The sequence below is a fragment of the Legionella israelensis genome, from assembly GCF_004571175.1.
In the GTDB taxonomy this organism is placed as follows: Bacteria; Pseudomonadota; Gammaproteobacteria; order Legionellales; family Legionellaceae; genus Legionella_D; species Legionella_D israelensis.
Window position 1 is genome coordinate 355,499 of the sequence record NZ_CP038273.1, and the last position, 16,002, is coordinate 371,500.

Sequence of the window (16,002 nt, forward strand, 5' to 3'; positions counted from 1 at the left end):
CGATTCGATGTGGAATATACACTTTATTGACTCATGTTACGCGGCGCTGCGTAACATGCATTATTGACCTAAATCCTTTAATAATCGTTTAGCCTCAGTCTGCTGTTTATCACTACCATGTTCAACAACTTCTTCCAATGATTGTCTGGCGGACTCGATATCGCCCATACTGATATAAGTGTTTGCCAAAGCGAGCAGAGTATCCAGCGCTTCTTTGCTTTTTAAAGGATCAGACAAAACTTCTATTTCTGAGGACTGATGATCTTCATCATCGTCTGCCAGCTTGACTGAGGATGAATCACCCGGAGTTTCAGTTGTTCTTTGGGATTCTTCATTCCGGGTAATACTTTCTTTCTCTGATGAACTTAAATCAAAATCCAAAGCAGACTCATCTTTTTCATCAGTCTCAGGTGCTTTATCAGTTTGTTTTTCTTTTAAAAGTTTATGTAAACCCGGTTCAAACTCCAAGACAAAATCACTTTCTTCATTTTTTTTCTTTTTATCCATTTCCTCCTTTTGATTGGTATCTGTTTTCATCTCTGCCTCAGTATATTCTGGCAAATCAGCTTTTTGGTCCTGCTCTTTGGCAGGGAGCATGTCTTCTTTTTTTTCTTCATTAATTAATACGCTTAAAGGTCTTCGATAATTTTCATCTGTATTTTCCGTGACCGGTCTTTTCTGAGGGTTGTTTTCTTCCTCACTGAAATCGATGCTTTGCAGATTATTTTCAGGAGAAGCAGCTTTTTCTGACTCAGGCTCAGGTTCAGGCTCAGGTTCAGGCTCAGGTTCGGGCTCAGGTTCGGGCTCAGGTTCAGGCTCAGGTTCGGGCTCAGGTTCGGGCTCAGGTTCAGGTTCAGGTTCAGGTTCAGGTTCAGGTTCAGGTTCAGGTTCGGGTTCGGGTTCGGGTTCGGGTTCGGGTTCGGGTTCAGGTTCAGGTTCAGGTTCAGGTTCAGGTTCAGGTTCAGGTTCAGGTTCAGGTTCAGGTTCAGGTTCAGGTTCAGGTTCAGGTGAAATTATTTGCTTTTCAACAGAGGTTTGCGCTTCTTCCAAAGATTGTTTTTCTTTTTCTGAACTTTTAACATCTGTTAAAATAACAGAATCGGAAGTTTTAATAGCTGCCTTGCCTGTCTTTTCATCTATAGGCATTTCTTTTATTTCTACATCTACAGAAAGCTCTTTTTTAATCCTGTCATCGGATAAATTACCCCCCCTATCAGGCTGATTCCTGGGTTCCCGGTATCTGAAATACCATAAAATAAGTACCGCTCCTCCAGCTATAACGACAAACAGGAGCCATAGAGGCCATAAAAACCAAGTATCGCTTGATTCCGTTTTGTTACTGCTGGCTTGAGAAGATACCGCTTCACGTTGTTTCATCAGAATATTTATTCGCTGACGAAGCGCAGCGATTTCTTTTTCGCGTTGATTTATCTGTTTTTGCAACTGTTTGTTCTGGCTCTGCAGTTCCTGCAACTGCTCTTTAAGAACAGTGTTGGCTTCTCTTACTGATTCCACCGCTGTAGCGGCAACTGCAATCTCAGATTTTCTTAAAGTATCTTCCTTGCCAGATGCAGTTTCTGTTGTCGTATGTTCTTCAGGTACAAACATCGAAGTCGCAGACATCACTGTAGAAAATAATCCCTCGGATTTAGAATTCGACTCAGAAAATTTGGGGACATCCTGAATATGCGAGGAGGGAATATTATTGGAATCAACCGATTGAGATGTAGTATTTTCCACCGTCCTTGTAGGAGCCACTTCGCCTGTGGTATATGGCGGTAGCAAAACATGTTTGATATCTGATTTATTTTTCCAGGCTTCATCATGTGCCTGGACTTCCTGTCTCGCCAATGAGGCTGGTACTTTGCTCATTGTGGCGGTTGAGGGAATGGTCAAGAGGGTACCAGATTTAAGTCCATTCAAATTGCCATCTGTAAAAGCTTCGGGGTTCATTCCCACAATAGCCAGCACCACCTGTTGCAAATTAACCTGCGAGGCATCAAAACGCTGAGCAATTTGCCAAATATTTTCATCCTTTCCTTTAACTGGACCGTAAGTGGATTTTTCCCGTTTTTCATCAGGCGAATAGCTGTGGACAACCTGACTAATAACACGCTTATCAACAACTCCTGTTTGCTCATTAAATCTTGCATCGGATTTTTTATAAGAAACGGTCTTCCCGGCCTGAAAAGACGTATGACCTATCTGATATCCTGGAGGATCAAGTAATACGGTATACTCGCGATAAAGTTGCCCTTCTGACCATGCCACATCAATTAAAAGTTGGAAATAGGGGTCGGTGATTCTTTCAGAGGAACTGATTTTAATAACAGGTTTTCCTTTATTATTCTTACTCACTTTAAAATTCAACAGTGCAACCGTATAAGTTTGCTCAATTCCGACTCGCTCGTAATCATCCTGAGATGCTGAAGTTGCTTTAATATCAGATAAATTTGTATCGCTAAGATCCTGTAGGGAGATTTCACCTTCGAAAGGTTGATTAAGGTATGAATGAACGATCATATCTCCCAAACCGAGGGCAGACAAACCAACAGGATGGACTAATGTAAATAATGCGACTGGTAAAATAGTTATTTTCAATCAGCGCTCCTGCAATTTGTGATAGACATGACACATGTTGACATTTAATCATCCTGAGCCAAAATAGTAGAAAATATGCCAACAGACTATAAAAAATTATCATTAATTTATAGCATGTTCAATAAATACAACAGCTCTTAAGCAATAAACCAACTATAAAGAATAAAATATAATCAATCACTTATATTTTTTAACATTTAAATTGCATCAAAGCCCAACCTGCTCCATAATTATCCTCCCGTCATTAAAATAAACATAATATGTCAGCATCTGTTCTGGATGGAAAAGCACTTGCGACACAACGTCGCCAGAAATTAAGAGAATCGATTTTGCAAAAAACAAGCAAGAGGAATCCTTCTCCTCAATTGGCTGTCATATTATTAGGTAATGATCCAGCCTCAACAATATATGTCAGCAATAAGCGCAAAGCCTGTGAAGATGTGGGAATTCAATCCAAAGACTATAATTTACCTGAAACAACCAGCGAAAAGGAATTACTTGAACTGATTGATCATTTAAATGAATCACCGCTGATAAACGGAATTCTTGTTCAGTTACCCTTACCTAAACATATTAAAACAACCACAATTCTTGAGCGAATATTTCCGGAAAAAGACGTTGATGGCTTTCATCCATACAATATAGGCAGGCTGGCTCAACGCATTCCATTGTTAAGGCCATGCACACCTCTTGGAATTATGCATTTACTGAAACATTACAACATATCTATTAAACGGAAACACGCCGTCATCATTGGAGCATCTAATATTGTGGGGCGTCCTATGTGTCTTGAATTATTATTGGCCGGAGCTACGGTAACCATTTGCCATAAATTCACCACAGGACTAAGAAAGCATGTTGAATCCGCTGATTTACTGATTATCGCTGCGGGCAAGCAGGATGTTGTTGATGTGCAATGGTTATCAGAAAAACAAGTGATTGTAGATGTGGGTATTCATCGATTGCCTAATGGTACCATTCGCGGAGATATTCATTACGAAAAAGCCGCTGAAAAGGTAGCCTGGATTACCCCCGTTCCTGGTGGGGTAGGCCCCATGACCATCGTCAGCTTATTGGAAAATACTTATAGCGCCTATCTTCGCACCGTAAAATAATGGATTGATTCTCAAATTCGGGGGCAGGATCTACCTTTGGATTGATATCATTAACCTCTGAGTCTTTGCTTATTGGTATTTATTGTCTTAATCCCGTCCCCTCATTGATTATTGCACTATACTATTGATACAGATAAAAAAAGGAGATGATTATGGGCTTACAGCACGACTACGATGATAGCCAATCATTTTCAGAATACAGTTACGAAAAAGATGAAAGCGATGCCGAAGAATTAAACCAAAAAAGACGTCTTCGAAAAATGATTGAAGATAGATTAGAACGAAAAAAATTAAAAGAAGATTTAAAAGATGAATTTGATGACTTGGATGAACTTGATGACGAATTTGATTGGGATGAGGTCGAACGTTAAAATCAGGTACCCAAAAATATAGTATATATACGTGAATTCGATATAACTGGTCAAACGACAGCCACGAATGTTTTTTCAATATTCAAGGAAGGTTTCTTTGGCTTAAGTGCATAAGCTGCCAAACCAGCCAAGATATTGACCATAAAATTAAAGACAGAACGATGCCTTGAGTGTTCGATATTTGAAATATTTTTTAATTGGTCAATAACAGATTCAACAATGGCTCTTTTTCTCAACAGGACTTTGTCAAAGGCATCGAGCACTTTTTGCTTCATATTTTTTCTGACTTTGGTCAGTAGTTGCAAGCCTCTTTCAGCAAGTTTCTCGGTCAGATTTTGGGAAATATATCCCTTATCTCCAATCATTTTACCCAACAGATTTTTACTTAAATCGGGCACAACCGTTCGGTCATCTGTTCGGCTTGAGGTTATTTTAAAAGCCATTAGCTCACCTTTATCATTGGCCACCAAATGAAGTTTAAAACCAAAATACCATCCCATAGTTGATTTGGACTTCTCCGCTAACCCCTTAAATGTTTTATTCTGTTGCGCTCTTTTAACGTGGCAGACCTCAATAGGGGTTGAGTCTACGAAATAAATGCCAGTTAGAGTCTTTGATTGATTGTGGCAAAATGCCGTTAATGGCACTATACAAGATGGCATCAGCTCAGTCATTCTGCTATAGCTGACCAGTTTTGGGAAATAGGGACGTAAATCTTTCTGCAAAACATAAGAATAATAGCTTTTGAAGTTTCGATAATTGGATTGGTGGTAGTGTATCACTATCGTCATTATTTCGGACATAGACAGGCTACAGGGTTTCTTCCTGACTTTGCCTGAAATATTTATAAGTTGCTGCTCAAAGATTGGTAAAAACTTTTGACAAAAATCATCGACAATACAGAATAATTCGACTAACTTATCCATTCCAGGCCTCTTGTATCCTATTACTGTTCTTAGAAAAAACAAATAAGATCACAAAAGGTCTGGGTTTTCAATATATTTTCTCTTTGCAGGATAATCCTTAAACAGTTACATCGAATTCACGTTATATATGCTAAAAAAAGCGATAGAAAAGGAATTTAAATGACCGTTTTTCCTCTCCAGGCTTTCAAAGATAATTACATCTGGATTTTGCTGGATGAAGCTTCAGGTTTGTTTGATTGTGTTGATCCTGGAGAAGCCAAGCCTGTCATTGATTATGCGCAAAAGACTGGCTTTTCTCTCAGAGCTATTCTATTGACTCATCATCACTATGATCATGTTGGGGGTGTTGATGATTTAATACAGTTTTATCCATCTATCAAAATATACGGTCCAAATGATGTAAGAGTAAACTCAGTTAATGTCCCTGTAAACGGAGAACAGCCTATTGAAATAGGATCCAATGCCTTTCAAATAATGGATACGCCAGGCCACACCTCCACACATATTAGTTATTATGAAGTCGAAAAACAGTGGTTATTCTGTGGTGACACACTGTTCTCAGCAGGATGCGGACGAGTATTTGACGGCACCATAGATGAATTGTACCAATCATTATTGCTTTATAAAAATTTACCGGATACCACGGCGGTTTATTGCGCTCATGAATATACAACAACAAATTTGATGTTTGCTTTAACCATAGAACCAAGCAATAAAACAGCCGAAGATTACTTAAAAAAGATACGACATGAAAATGTTTCCTGCACCTTGCCTTCAACTATCGCTCTTGAAAAAAAAATCAATCCCTTTTTCAGAGTAAATCAATCGGAAATTCAAAAGTATGCCGAAATAAATAAGGTTGATCCTAACGATGCTCTGGCTGTTTTCAGTTTTTTGCGTCATCAAAAAGACAAGTTCTAAAAACAAACTAATAAAATTAATTTAATACAAGTTGGTTTATTTTAAATCCACAAGGGTTTAAAAATGATTTTTTTTTTAGTACTATCGTTTGCCCTTATACATTGCAAGGCCCGCACATTGAAAGTTAACTTATTGATCGTAAAATCTTTTTTGTTAATTTTTATTTATATATCTCTTATTTCACAAGCCCACAGCTCTTATTTAGATGTTTGGCAGGTTTTACGAAACCAATTTGCTCTCAACCATGAACCCTATCAGCCAGCTGTTCAGAAGCAAATTCGCTGGCTGAGTGCTCATCCTGAATATATTCAGAAACTGGCAAAGCAGTCAGAACCTTACATCTATCATATTTTAACTGAGATTAAAAAACGAAGACTACCTGGAGAACTGGCATTATTGCCCATGATTGAAAGCGCCTATGATCCTTTTGCCTATTCCACTGCCGGAGCAGCAGGGCTTTGGCAACTAATGCCGGGCACTGGAAGTGATTTAGGACTAAAGCAGGATTGGTGGTTTGACGGAAGAAGAAGTATTGATTTATCCACCGATGCAGCACTTAATTATCTGCAATATCTCCATAAGTTTTTTAAGGGGAACTGGTTACTTGCCCTTGCGGCTTATGACTCAGGTGAAGGTACGGTAGCCAAAGCTCTAAAAGCAACCCGTCGAAGTTCCGGTGCAAAATTCTGGACTCTCAATGTTCCCAGGGAAACAAAAGCTTATATCCCACGTCTTCTGGCTATTGCTGAGGTCATTAAAAATCCCCAGCGTTATAATATTACACTTCCTAAAATACCTTATGAGCCCTATTTCATAAAAGTGGACGTGGGCAGCCAGATTGATCTTACCCGCGCAGCAAAAATGGCCGAGCTAAACTATGAAGAGCTCATCAAACTGAACGCAGGCCATAACCGGTGGGCAACAGCGCCCTATCAGCCCCATCACCTTCTGATTCCCAAAGATAAAGTAGATAATTTCACCAGCAATCTGGAAAATATACCGAAAGAAAAACGTGTCAGCTGGCAAAGGCATCAAGTCAAAAAAGGAGAAACATTAAGTGATATTGCTGAACATTATCACACAACGGTCAATTTAATAAAAAAAATTAATTCATTAAAAAGCAATCGGTTAAAATTAAATCAATTCCTTTTAATTCCCGGCAACACTTATTCAGCAGCACTTCTTACAAAAAATTCAGAAAAAATCCAACAAGTGGACCCTTCTGCAAATGAGAGTTTTCGTCGAGTCATACATATTGTTCAATTGAAGGACAGTTTCTCCAGCTTGGAGAAAAAATACGGTGTGACTGCCGCACAAATCCGATTCTGGAACCATTTACCTTCCACCAATAATCTTGCCAAAGGAACACAGCTCATCATATGGAAACATATAAAGTCATCAGGGCATTACACCATAAAATCCGGTGACACACTCAGTGTCATTGCAAAAAGATATAACACTTCTGTTAAAACTCTATTGCATTTAAATCCAGGGATCCGTGAAAAATACCTTCGACCTCGTCAAAAAATCAAATTAGGCTAGGGTAAAATGGGCAACAAAAATTTCGTGATTAAAAGATGATTTATGTTATAGTTGGACTAAATTTGTTCATACAAATCACTCATGAGTAAATCACTAACAATCGACATAGGTACTTGTCTTTGTTATAAAATTGATGTGTTATAATATATTTAATATTCTTAAACAATTAATATTATGAAATTTCTCTTTGATTTTTTTCCCATTGTTCTTTTTTTTCTTGGCTTTAAATGGTTTGGTATTTATTATGCCACGGCAATAGCAATGAGTGCTTCATTGCTGCAGGTTGTCATTTATCGCTTAAAATATCAGTGTTATGATAAATTTCAATTAATCAGCTTTCTTATTATTCTTGTATTGGGGGGGGCGACCTTATTTTTACAAAATCCCTGGTTCATTAAATGGAAACCCACAGGGATCTACTGGTTAACAGCCCTTATTTTCTTCCTTACTACCTTTATTGGAAAAAAACCCGTTATTCAGAGAATGATGGAAAATAACATCAGTATGCCCAATAAAATATGGAAACGTATTAATCTGGCATGGGCGTTATTTTTTCTGCTGATGGGCATTGCCAATCTTTATGTGGCTTATTTCTATGACACCAATGTATGGGTTAATTTTAAATTATTTGGTGGCATTGGATTTACATTAATTTTTGTTTTTATTCAGGCTATTTATCTCACAAAACATATAGATGATAAAAGTCTCGAAAAACGTCAGGCGAGCCAGGAGAGAAACTAATGCGATTGTTATTGGTAGAAGATGATGAACTTCTAGGTGATGCGGTTAAAACCGGATTAACCCAGTTTGGTTATGTCGTTGACTGGTTAAAAGACGGAGAAGCAGCTCGAGCAGCACTGAAAACAGAAACTTTTGAATTAATAATACTGGATTTAGGTTTGCCGAAACTATCAGGGCTTAATTTGTTGCAACACATTCGACAAGAAGGTAATTCAACACCTGTTATTATTCTCACTGCTCGAGAATCAGTTGAAGATCGAGTCAAAGGATTAGACAGTGGCGCTGATGATTATCTGATAAAACCTTTTGATTTAAATGAATTAAGTGCAAGAATCCGTGCATTGGTCCGTCGTTCTCAAGGACGTGCCGATGCGTTGATTCATTACAGAAATATTACACTAGATCCAGCAGCTCATTCCGTTATGGTGGATAATGAATTGGTTAATGTACCCCGTCGGGAATTTGCTCTTTTACAAAAACTGCTTGAAAACAGTGGTCAGGTTCTCTCAAGAGAACAATTAATGCAAAGTATTTACGGCTGGGACGAGGATGTGGACAGTAATGCCCTTGAAGTTCATATCCATAATTTACGTAAAAAATTAAATGCCAATTTTATTCGTACCATTCGCGGTGTAGGCTATATGATCGAAAAAAGTGAAGGTGCGCCATTAACGTGAAGTCCTCTATAAGAAAATTTCTACTCATCAATTTATTATTAGCCATAACCGTTACTACCACTTTAACCGCCATAGGGAACTACTATCTTGATCAAAAAGATATTCAGGAGCATCTAGATACATTAATGGCTATATCAGCCCTTTCTTATCAGGCACTGCTTGGAGATGATTTGCATGAAAGACCTTTGAATCGAATCCAGAGTGCCTTAGAAAAAGTGCCGGAAAAAATTGATACTTATTATCAAAAAAAATATATTCAGGACCGACACAGCTCCAATTTCCTTGATAAATTTAATTTTCAGGTATGGACAGACGGTGGCCAGCTGTTATTACATTCTGCTACAGCACCTAAAGTACCGTTATTTGATGAAAATGACGGTTTCAGCGATAAATATATTTCTGGTCAAAAATGGCGTGTTTTTACGACATATAACGAAAAAGCCGGTACTCGAACAGTGCTGGCTGAACGTTATGGTACCCGCAATGAATTAGGTCATCGCATTGCTCAAGATGATTTGTATATCATGTTGCTCACATTTCCCTTATCAGGATTATTAATATGGATCATTATCGGTCGAGGTCTTGATAGCCTGGACAAAGTGGCAGAAGAAGTTGCCAACAGAGCGCCAAGCCACCTTGAGCCTGTGGATCTGGAGGAGGTTCCTGAAGAAATTAAACCAGTTATCGACGAACTTAATAAATTATTTTTTCGTCTCAAACAAGGCTTTGAAAGGGAAAAACGTTTTGCTGCGGACGCTGCCCATGAATTGCGTACTCCCTTAGCTGCATTAAAAGCACAGGCTCAAGTCGCGCTAAATACCAATGATATAAATGAAAAAAACCAGGCTCTGCATAAGCTTATCGCCAGTGTCAACCGTAGCACTCATATTGTTCAACAACTATTGACCATGAACAAATTAGTGCCCGAAGCCGTTAATATGAATGATCTGGAAAAAGTTAACCTTGCAAAACTTATTCGGGAAGTCATTGCCATGTTAGCTCCCAGTGCCGTAGAAAAACATATTGAACTTGCTTTTGAAGCTGATGAGCAAATACCCGAAATTCCTGCTAATCAAACCGCATTAAGTATTCTCATAAGAAATCTGGTAGATAATGCAATACGCTATTCCAAAGAAAACGGACAAGTTATGGTCCGTTTATTACAAAAAGAAAAAGATATGATCATCGAAGTAAGTGACACTGGCCCAGGAATCCCTGAAGAATTACGAACAAGGGTATTTGAACGTTTTTTCCGCGTATTAGGTACACGAAGTTCTGGAAGTGGTTTAGGATTAGCCATTGTCCAACAAATTTGTGAGTTACACGGCGGTAGGGTTGAACTTGATTCGCCGGAAAAAGGTACAGGTTTAATTGTAAGGGTCTATTTACCTATCTACTCCAACAATCATCTTTATTTCTAATTTTTTCTTCTATTTTTTATACTTTTAGGTTTATAATAAACCTTTTCGTCTAATAATAGAAAGCTATTTTTATTTTTAAGGCGCAATTTATATGACACTACATACTCAACCTAACGATGAAATCTTACCTATGGCAAATATAGTAAATATTCGATCAGCAACTGAAAGCGATCTCTCTGTTTTAATTCCTTTTATGCGTGAGAACTGGCAAAAAACTTACCCAAAGCAATATGAGGAAGATCCTACAGTATTGGATAAATTATTTGACAAGGAAAAACTCAAAAAGCAATTACAAGAAAAAAATGCATACATTTTTATAGCTACGTTTAATGATAAGATCGTTGGTTATAGTAAATTATTGGTAGATCAAGAAAAAGACCGTTGTTTTCTTGATAAACTTTATATTGATGAAACCTACCAAAGGCAACATATTGGCAGTCGGCTGTTAACTTACTGTTTTAAATCTGCTACTGAATTGAATATAAACACAATGGACTTGCAGGTTGAACACAATAATGAAAAAGCGATAAATTTTTATACCAAATTTGGCTTTAAACCGCATACTGTATATAAAGGTAAAATCATAAAAGATTTATATCCTAGTACTAAAAAAGAACTATATTATGGTATTAAAATGACGTGTAATAATGTCGATGATCAACTTGTCAATTTATTGGATCACTCGCACATGAACGTTGCCGATCCTAATGCCATCAAGGATGATGTGTGTTTCCCCGGCCATGCTGCTATTCCCCATCCACTTTTCTCTTCTCAGCACATTCAAACAACGAAGACTTGTAGCAGCGACCACAAGACAGCTCCTGCTCATGATGCCAGGCAAGATAAGTATCATTTGCCCAGATGGGCCAGTCTTTGTGTGATTTTTTTTAGGCCGCCAAAGAAGACTGAGGCTTGCAGCAAAACTCAAAGCGTTAGGGACGATGAGAAGCCAACTTTTTCAAAGCATTGCGAATAAGCTGCTCACAGGTTTGAAGACCATTATCGATCTGATAAATAACTTTTTTAGCCTCACTATACTTATAGCCTAAAGACTCCAGAGCACGGATAGCTTCATCACGTTCACTGAATGAAGCAGACTGTGCTTTTTCTGTTTGATTCGGATTTAGTTCAAACGATTTGTCTATAGAATCCCGCATCTCAACCACCAATCGCTCTGCTGTTTTCTTACCAATTCCAGGAAGCTTTACTAATCGCTTTGCATCTCCCTCGTGAATGCATTGAATAAACTCTTCAACTGTGATACTCGATAATACAGCAATGGCCAGTTTTGGCCCTATTCCATTAACTTTGATTAATGAGCGAAATAAGGTGCGTTCCGTTTTATCCACAAAGCCATATAATAATAATGCATCTTCTCTGACCACGGTATGAATATGTAATCCTACTCTCTTATCCTGAGATACAACATTAAAAAACGTAGTTAAAGAGGTCTCGACATCGTACCCCACACCATTGACGTCAATAACCAGTTTACCTGGATGCTGTTTATCTACAATTTGACCGCTTAACCATCCGATCATTGAGATCTTCTCCTTCTGGGTTTTCGTTGACTCATCACCAAAGGTAATCCATTACGCATATGACTATGGCAAATAGCGATAGCCAAGGCATCGGCTGCATCATTCTGAGGCCGGTTTGATAATGACAGTAGCTGAACGACCATATGACTCACCTGCTCTTTCTGAGCTGCACCATACCCCACCACGGATTGTTTCACTTCCCGCGCTGAGTACTCAGCAATTTTTATCCGATGAGATGCCGCAGCGACCAATGCTGCACCGCGAGCATGACCTAATTTCAAAGCAGAATCCGGATTTTGATGAACAAAAACCTGTTCTATAGCCACTTCGTCAGGTTGATAATTTTCCATAAGCTGGCAAATGCTGTCATAAATACGTAATAAACGACCACTTAGCGAACCATCAGTAGTCCTTATGCAACCACTATCGACATAATAAAGATGACGGTTTTTTTCCTCAATTAAACCATAGCCGGTAATTCGTGATCCTGGATCTATCCCTAGAATAACAGTCATTACTCCATTGATTCCCATAATTCGTCAGGGATCTCAGCATTAGAATGCACTTCCTGAACATCGTCTAAATCCTCAAGAATATCAATCAATTTCATTAAACTTTGAGCAGTTTCAGTGTCCAATGTTACTCTTGTGTCTGCTTGCATGCTTAATTGTGATTGTTCAACAACAATTCCTGTTTTTTGCAAAGCTTGCAACACTTCATGATATTTATCAGCAGATGTAGTGATTTCAACTTGCCCATTCTCTTCTGCAGAAATGTCTTCTGCTCCAGCATCCAATGCAATCTCCATTACATCTTCCTCAGTAGGACCTTTTTCCAGCAGTATCTCACCTTTTTTGTTAAAAAGATAAGCTACAGAACCATCGGTTCCAAGATTACCACCAAATTTACTGAAAGCATGCCTTACTTCAGACACCGTCCGATTCTTATTATCAGATAAACAATCTACCAAAATTGCAACCCCTCCCGGCCCATAACCTTCATAACGCATTTCCATCATATTTTCGCCTTCAAGGCCACCAGCGCCTCTTTTGATAGCGTTATCAATCGTATCTCGTTTCATATTGGCTTTCAGTGCCTTGGTGATAGCGTCTCTTAATCTGGGGTTCGTTGCTTCATCACCTCCTCCCATGCGTGCAGCAACAGTGATTTCACGAATAAGTTTGGTAAAGATTTTACCCCGTTTAGCATCTTGTGCACCTTTACGAAATTTAATGTTAGCCCATTTACTATGTCCTGCCATACATACCTCAATTTATTCATCGATTGATGTTAAGCTTTACAGTTCAGCATATGAAGCATTCATATAAAGCCAAGCATCTACCTCATAATTTTGATGTTAAACGCAATGTTCAACTTTTTGAATCCCCATTCCCGAACTTGATCCTGCTTGCCATGGAATTATCGACACACTATGAAATGGATGTTACTGACAATGTCCGGATAAGATCTGCAGAGTTGAATATCACATGATGTTAGATTAATTATAGAAAGAAAAATTCCTTACCTGAAACCGGAATTATACAACGACAGACGATGAAAAAGAATGAATCCACTCATATCTTTTTATAAAATAAGAACGCAATGCCGACATTCCGTACTGCGCCTATTTTTGCTAAACAGAATAATTTTACACAAGAAATGCGCTTTAACCTCGACATCATAAACCAATTCAGTCTATCCTATCGATACTTATGTAAGGGAGATAAAACCATGTACCTATGCGGATTTGGCAATCATCATGAAACCGAAGCATTAAGCGGAGCATTACCAAAAAATCAAAATTCTCCTCAGCAGTGTGAATATGGTCTTTATGCAGAGCAACTAAGTGGCACAGCGTTTACCCGCCCTCGACATAACAATTTACGTAGCTGGCTTTATCGTATTCTACCTTCTGTTGTTTATGAAGAATATCAACCATATCCAAAAAAAATAACCCATCCCCTTAATAAAGCTCAATCGCCTAATCCGCTGCGCTGGTCACCTTTATCAACACAAACTGAGCCTTGTGATTTCATTGACGGACTGTTTCATGTAGCTGGACATGAGCTTTGCAATGCCTATACTTATCACTGTGATCTTTCCATGGACAACCGTTACTGCAGCAATCATGATGGAGAAATGCTGATTGTTCCTTATCTTGGTGAGCTAAAATTAAGAACTGAATTTGGCGAACTGAAGATAGGTCCAGGTATGATTGCAGTGATTCCAAGAGGCGTTAAATTCAAAGCAGAGCTTAATTCACCGGAGGCTGCCGGCTATCTTTGTGAAAATCTTTCTTCTCCTTTAACCCTGCCGCAATTAGGCCCTATTGGTGCAAATGGCCTTGCCCACCCGCGTCATTTTATGTACCCAAAAGCAGCTTATGAAAATATTGAAGGAGAAATAACATTAATTTGTAAATATCAACAACATTGGTGGCAGGCAAAAACGAATCATTCACCGCTCAATGTGGTTGCCTGGCATGGTAATTACGCTCCTTATTGTTACGATTTAAATTTATTCAACACCATCAACACAGTCAGCTATGATCATGTTGATCCTTCCATATTCACGGTCCTCACTTCTGAAAGTGCAGTTCCAGGGGTAGCTAATTTAGATTTTGTTATTTTTCCTTCCAGATGGATGGTAGCAGAGCATACTTTCCGTCCTCCCTATTATCATCGCAATATTATGAGCGAATTCATGGGATTAATCTATGGAGAATATGATGCCAAACAAGAAGGTTTTAGCCCCGGCGGCATCAGTCTGCACAATTGCATGACCCCTCACGGTCCAGATCGGCATACCTTTGAGAAAGCATCCATGCAGAAACTGATTCCGGTAAAATATGAAAATACACTGGCTATCATGTTTGAAACCAAGCTGCCTTGGATTGTTACAGAACAAGCGATACATCATCCACAGCGACAAAAAAATTATCTGGCCTGTTGGCAGAATTTAAAAGCACATTTTAGAGAAGAACAAGGTTGACATTAGCCAATATTTCTGAATGCGCGCTAAAATTTATTCTTAATGAGTTGTTTTTTGGCAGAAATACAAAGAAAAAATCAATTTGTACTATTATTAGATAAAAGTATTCAAATAATGATTTTCATATGTTGTCCGAAAAAGAAGCATCTGATGAACTGCGTAAACAATTTTGTGAGGACATTGTTCCTGTCACTAAATTCTCTTATAAATTAGGAGGAAAGGCAAGAACAGAAATCCAATTGAACATTGAGGAATTCTCAAAAAAACGTGAGAAATTTCTCGCCGAAGCTCCTTCTGTAACACCAAAAGAATCATTAGAAAAAACTTCTGATCTATTGAAAGAACCTTTTATTGTAGGTGAGTCACACACCCATATCAGCCCCAAAAAATTTTTAATAGAAAACATGAAAAAAATGAAAGAAAATGGATATGAAATTTTATTCATGGAGCATTTATTTTATGATACTCATCAAAAAGATCTGGATCATTTTTTTGAAACAGGCGAAATATCTAATGAATTAATGACGCAACTTCAAGCGATGAATCGGCATGGACTGGTACATTTATTTGACCACTCTTCGGAAGCTATCCCAGACCTATGGAAAAAAAATGATTATATAGCTGTATTACAGGCTGCTCGTGAAGCAGGTATTAGAATCGTTGGAATTGATGTAAGTCCTGTTTATAAAAGCCAAAAAATAGGTATGAATAGTGAGCAGATGGACAGTACCCGAATCGGGTATATGAATTATACAGCAGCAAACATCATGCAACGCGAAATTCATTCATTACCCCCCGGCAAAAAATGGTGTGCATTTATGGGAAATGCACATGTAAATAGCTTTGAAAATACGCCAGGTGTTTCAGAGTTACTTAATGCAAGAAGCGTTTATATTTTTGACCCACCCCAATGGAAAACTTCGCAGAAACCCAACGAAGGAAGTATTGAACTCGACAGTGAATATATAATAATGAATGGACGACGGATATTTAAAGGTGATGCAATTTTTGAATTAGACCCACGATCAAATGCTTCCTCACTCCTTGAAAAACCCTCCGAAAATACCTGTTCAATTACTTCAAGTGTAAGCCTCCCCTAAAATAGGTGTATTTCTGATTAGAGTTCTCCAAGTTAAACTATGTTTGAGGAGAACA

15 protein-coding genes are annotated in these 16,002 nt (G+C 38.3%); 10 read left to right on the forward strand and 5 right to left on the reverse strand.

The window, feature by feature from the left end; all coding sequences use genetic code 11:
- Positions 1 to 60 precede the first annotated feature (60 nt).
- Entirely contained in the window at positions 61 to 2,601 is a 2,541-nt protein-coding gene (locus tag E4T55_RS01530; RefSeq protein WP_115325250.1) for a motility hub landmark protein FimV, read from the reverse strand.
- A gap of 260 nt (positions 2,602 to 2,861) precedes the next feature.
- Between E4T55_RS01530 and folD the strand changes: the two genes are divergently transcribed.
- Both folD and E4T55_RS01540 read left to right on the forward strand, forming a co-directional pair.
- Positions 2,862 to 3,716, forward strand: coding sequence for a bifunctional methylenetetrahydrofolate dehydrogenase/methenyltetrahydrofolate cyclohydrolase FolD (gene folD, locus E4T55_RS01535; RefSeq protein WP_058502259.1), 855 nt, complete (start codon positions 2,862 to 2,864; stop codon positions 3,714 to 3,716).
- Positions 3,717 to 3,868: 152 nt separating this feature from the next.
- The gene (locus E4T55_RS01540; protein ID WP_058502258.1) at positions 3,869 to 4,087 is read left to right on the forward strand and encodes a PA3496 family putative envelope integrity protein; all 219 of its coding nucleotides are present in this window, start codon (positions 3,869 to 3,871) and stop codon (positions 4,085 to 4,087) included.
- Between the two features lie 50 nt (positions 4,088 to 4,137).
- Here the strand turns inward: E4T55_RS01540 and E4T55_RS01545 are convergent, their stop codons facing one another.
- Positions 4,138 to 5,013 carry an IS982 family transposase gene (locus E4T55_RS01545; protein ID WP_115325218.1) on the reverse strand — a complete coding sequence of 292 codons (876 nt, stop codon included), beginning with the start codon at positions 5,011 to 5,013 and terminating at the stop codon, positions 4,138 to 4,140.
- 159 nt (positions 5,014 to 5,172) lie between these two features.
- On the opposite strand from E4T55_RS01545, the gene gloB reads away from it, so the two are divergent.
- From gloB to E4T55_RS01575, 6 genes are all read left to right on the forward strand, one after another.
- The gene (gene gloB, locus E4T55_RS01550) at positions 5,173 to 5,934 is read left to right on the forward strand and encodes a hydroxyacylglutathione hydrolase (RefSeq protein WP_058502366.1); all 762 of its coding nucleotides are present in this window, start codon (positions 5,173 to 5,175) and stop codon (positions 5,932 to 5,934) included.
- 117 nt (positions 5,935 to 6,051) lie between these two features.
- On the forward strand, positions 6,052 to 7,476 hold the full coding sequence (locus E4T55_RS01555; RefSeq protein WP_172460986.1) for a lytic transglycosylase: 1,425 nt from the start codon (positions 6,052 to 6,054) through the stop codon (positions 7,474 to 7,476).
- Positions 7,477 to 7,650: 174 nt separating this feature from the next.
- On the forward strand, positions 7,651 to 8,217 hold the full coding sequence (locus E4T55_RS01560) for a septation protein A (protein WP_058502368.1): 567 nt from the start codon (positions 7,651 to 7,653) through the stop codon (positions 8,215 to 8,217).
- Positions 8,217 to 8,894 carry a response regulator gene (locus E4T55_RS01565; protein WP_058502369.1) on the forward strand — a complete coding sequence of 226 codons (678 nt, stop codon included), beginning with the start codon at positions 8,217 to 8,219 and terminating at the stop codon, positions 8,892 to 8,894. Before E4T55_RS01560 ends, E4T55_RS01565 begins: the two co-directional genes overlap by 1 nt.
- Entirely contained in the window at positions 8,891 to 10,315 is a 1,425-nt protein-coding gene (locus E4T55_RS01570) for an ATP-binding protein (RefSeq protein WP_058502370.1), read from the forward strand. Before E4T55_RS01565 ends, E4T55_RS01570 begins: the two co-directional genes overlap by 4 nt.
- Positions 10,316 to 10,406: 91 nt before the next feature.
- Positions 10,407 to 11,291, forward strand: a complete 885-nt coding sequence (locus E4T55_RS01575; protein WP_058502371.1) for a GNAT family N-acetyltransferase — start codon at positions 10,407 to 10,409, stop codon at positions 11,289 to 11,291.
- Here the strand turns inward: E4T55_RS01575 and ruvA are convergent.
- From ruvA to E4T55_RS01590, 3 genes are read right to left on the reverse strand one after another with little or no spacing between them, the layout of a single operon-like run.
- Complete coding sequence (gene ruvA / locus E4T55_RS01580; protein ID WP_058502372.1) at positions 11,248 to 11,856, reverse strand: Holliday junction branch migration protein RuvA; 609 nt, start codon at positions 11,854 to 11,856, stop codon at positions 11,248 to 11,250. The two genes, E4T55_RS01575 and ruvA, sit on opposite strands and share 44 nt — an antisense overlap.
- The gene (ruvC, locus tag E4T55_RS01585; protein WP_058502410.1) at positions 11,853 to 12,371 is read right to left on the reverse strand and encodes a crossover junction endodeoxyribonuclease RuvC; all 519 of its coding nucleotides are present in this window, start codon (positions 12,369 to 12,371) and stop codon (positions 11,853 to 11,855) included. The genes ruvA and ruvC overlap by 4 nt, the downstream gene beginning before the upstream one ends.
- Entirely contained in the window at positions 12,371 to 13,117 is a 747-nt protein-coding gene (locus E4T55_RS01590) for a YebC/PmpR family DNA-binding transcriptional regulator (RefSeq protein ID WP_058502373.1), read from the reverse strand. The genes ruvC and E4T55_RS01590 overlap by 1 nt, the downstream gene beginning before the upstream one ends.
- A gap of 470 nt (positions 13,118 to 13,587) precedes the next feature.
- Between E4T55_RS01590 and hmgA the strand changes: the two genes are divergently transcribed.
- A complete protein-coding gene (gene hmgA, locus E4T55_RS01595) occupies positions 13,588 to 14,847 on the forward strand; it encodes a homogentisate 1,2-dioxygenase (RefSeq protein WP_058502374.1) in 1,260 nt (419 codons plus the stop codon).
- A gap of 125 nt (positions 14,848 to 14,972) precedes the next feature.
- A complete protein-coding gene (locus E4T55_RS01600) occupies positions 14,973 to 15,947 on the forward strand; it encodes a membrane-targeted effector domain-containing toxin (protein ID WP_058502375.1) in 975 nt (324 codons plus the stop codon).
- The last annotated feature ends 55 nt before the right edge of the window (positions 15,948 to 16,002 follow it).

Coding starts and splice junctions, on each gene's coding strand:
- folD (WP_058502259.1), top strand. CDS start 2,862: ATGTCAGCATCTGTTCTGGATGGAAAAGCACTTGCGACACAACGTCGC.
- E4T55_RS01540 (WP_058502258.1), top strand. CDS start 3,869: ATGGGCTTACAGCACGACTACGATGATAGCCAATCATTTTCAGAATAC.
- E4T55_RS01545 (WP_115325218.1), bottom strand. CDS start 5,013: ATGGATAAGTTAGTCGAATTATTCTGTATTGTCGATGATTTTTGTCAA.
- gloB (WP_058502366.1), top strand. CDS start 5,173: ATGACCGTTTTTCCTCTCCAGGCTTTCAAAGATAATTACATCTGGATT.
- E4T55_RS01560 (WP_058502368.1), top strand. CDS start 7,651: ATGAAATTTCTCTTTGATTTTTTTCCCATTGTTCTTTTTTTTCTTGGC.
- E4T55_RS01565 (WP_058502369.1), top strand. CDS start 8,217: ATGCGATTGTTATTGGTAGAAGATGATGAACTTCTAGGTGATGCGGTT.
- E4T55_RS01575 (WP_058502371.1), top strand. CDS start 10,407: ATGACACTACATACTCAACCTAACGATGAAATCTTACCTATGGCAAAT.
- ruvA (WP_058502372.1), bottom strand. CDS start 11,856: ATGATCGGATGGTTAAGCGGTCAAATTGTAGATAAACAGCATCCAGGT.
- ruvC (WP_058502410.1), bottom strand. CDS start 12,371: ATGACTGTTATTCTAGGGATAGATCCAGGATCACGAATTACCGGCTAT.
- E4T55_RS01590 (WP_058502373.1), bottom strand. CDS start 13,117: ATGGCAGGACATAGTAAATGGGCTAACATTAAATTTCGTAAAGGTGCA.
- hmgA (WP_058502374.1), top strand. CDS start 13,588: ATGTACCTATGCGGATTTGGCAATCATCATGAAACCGAAGCATTAAGC.
- E4T55_RS01600 (WP_058502375.1), top strand. CDS start 14,973: ATGTTGTCCGAAAAAGAAGCATCTGATGAACTGCGTAAACAATTTTGT.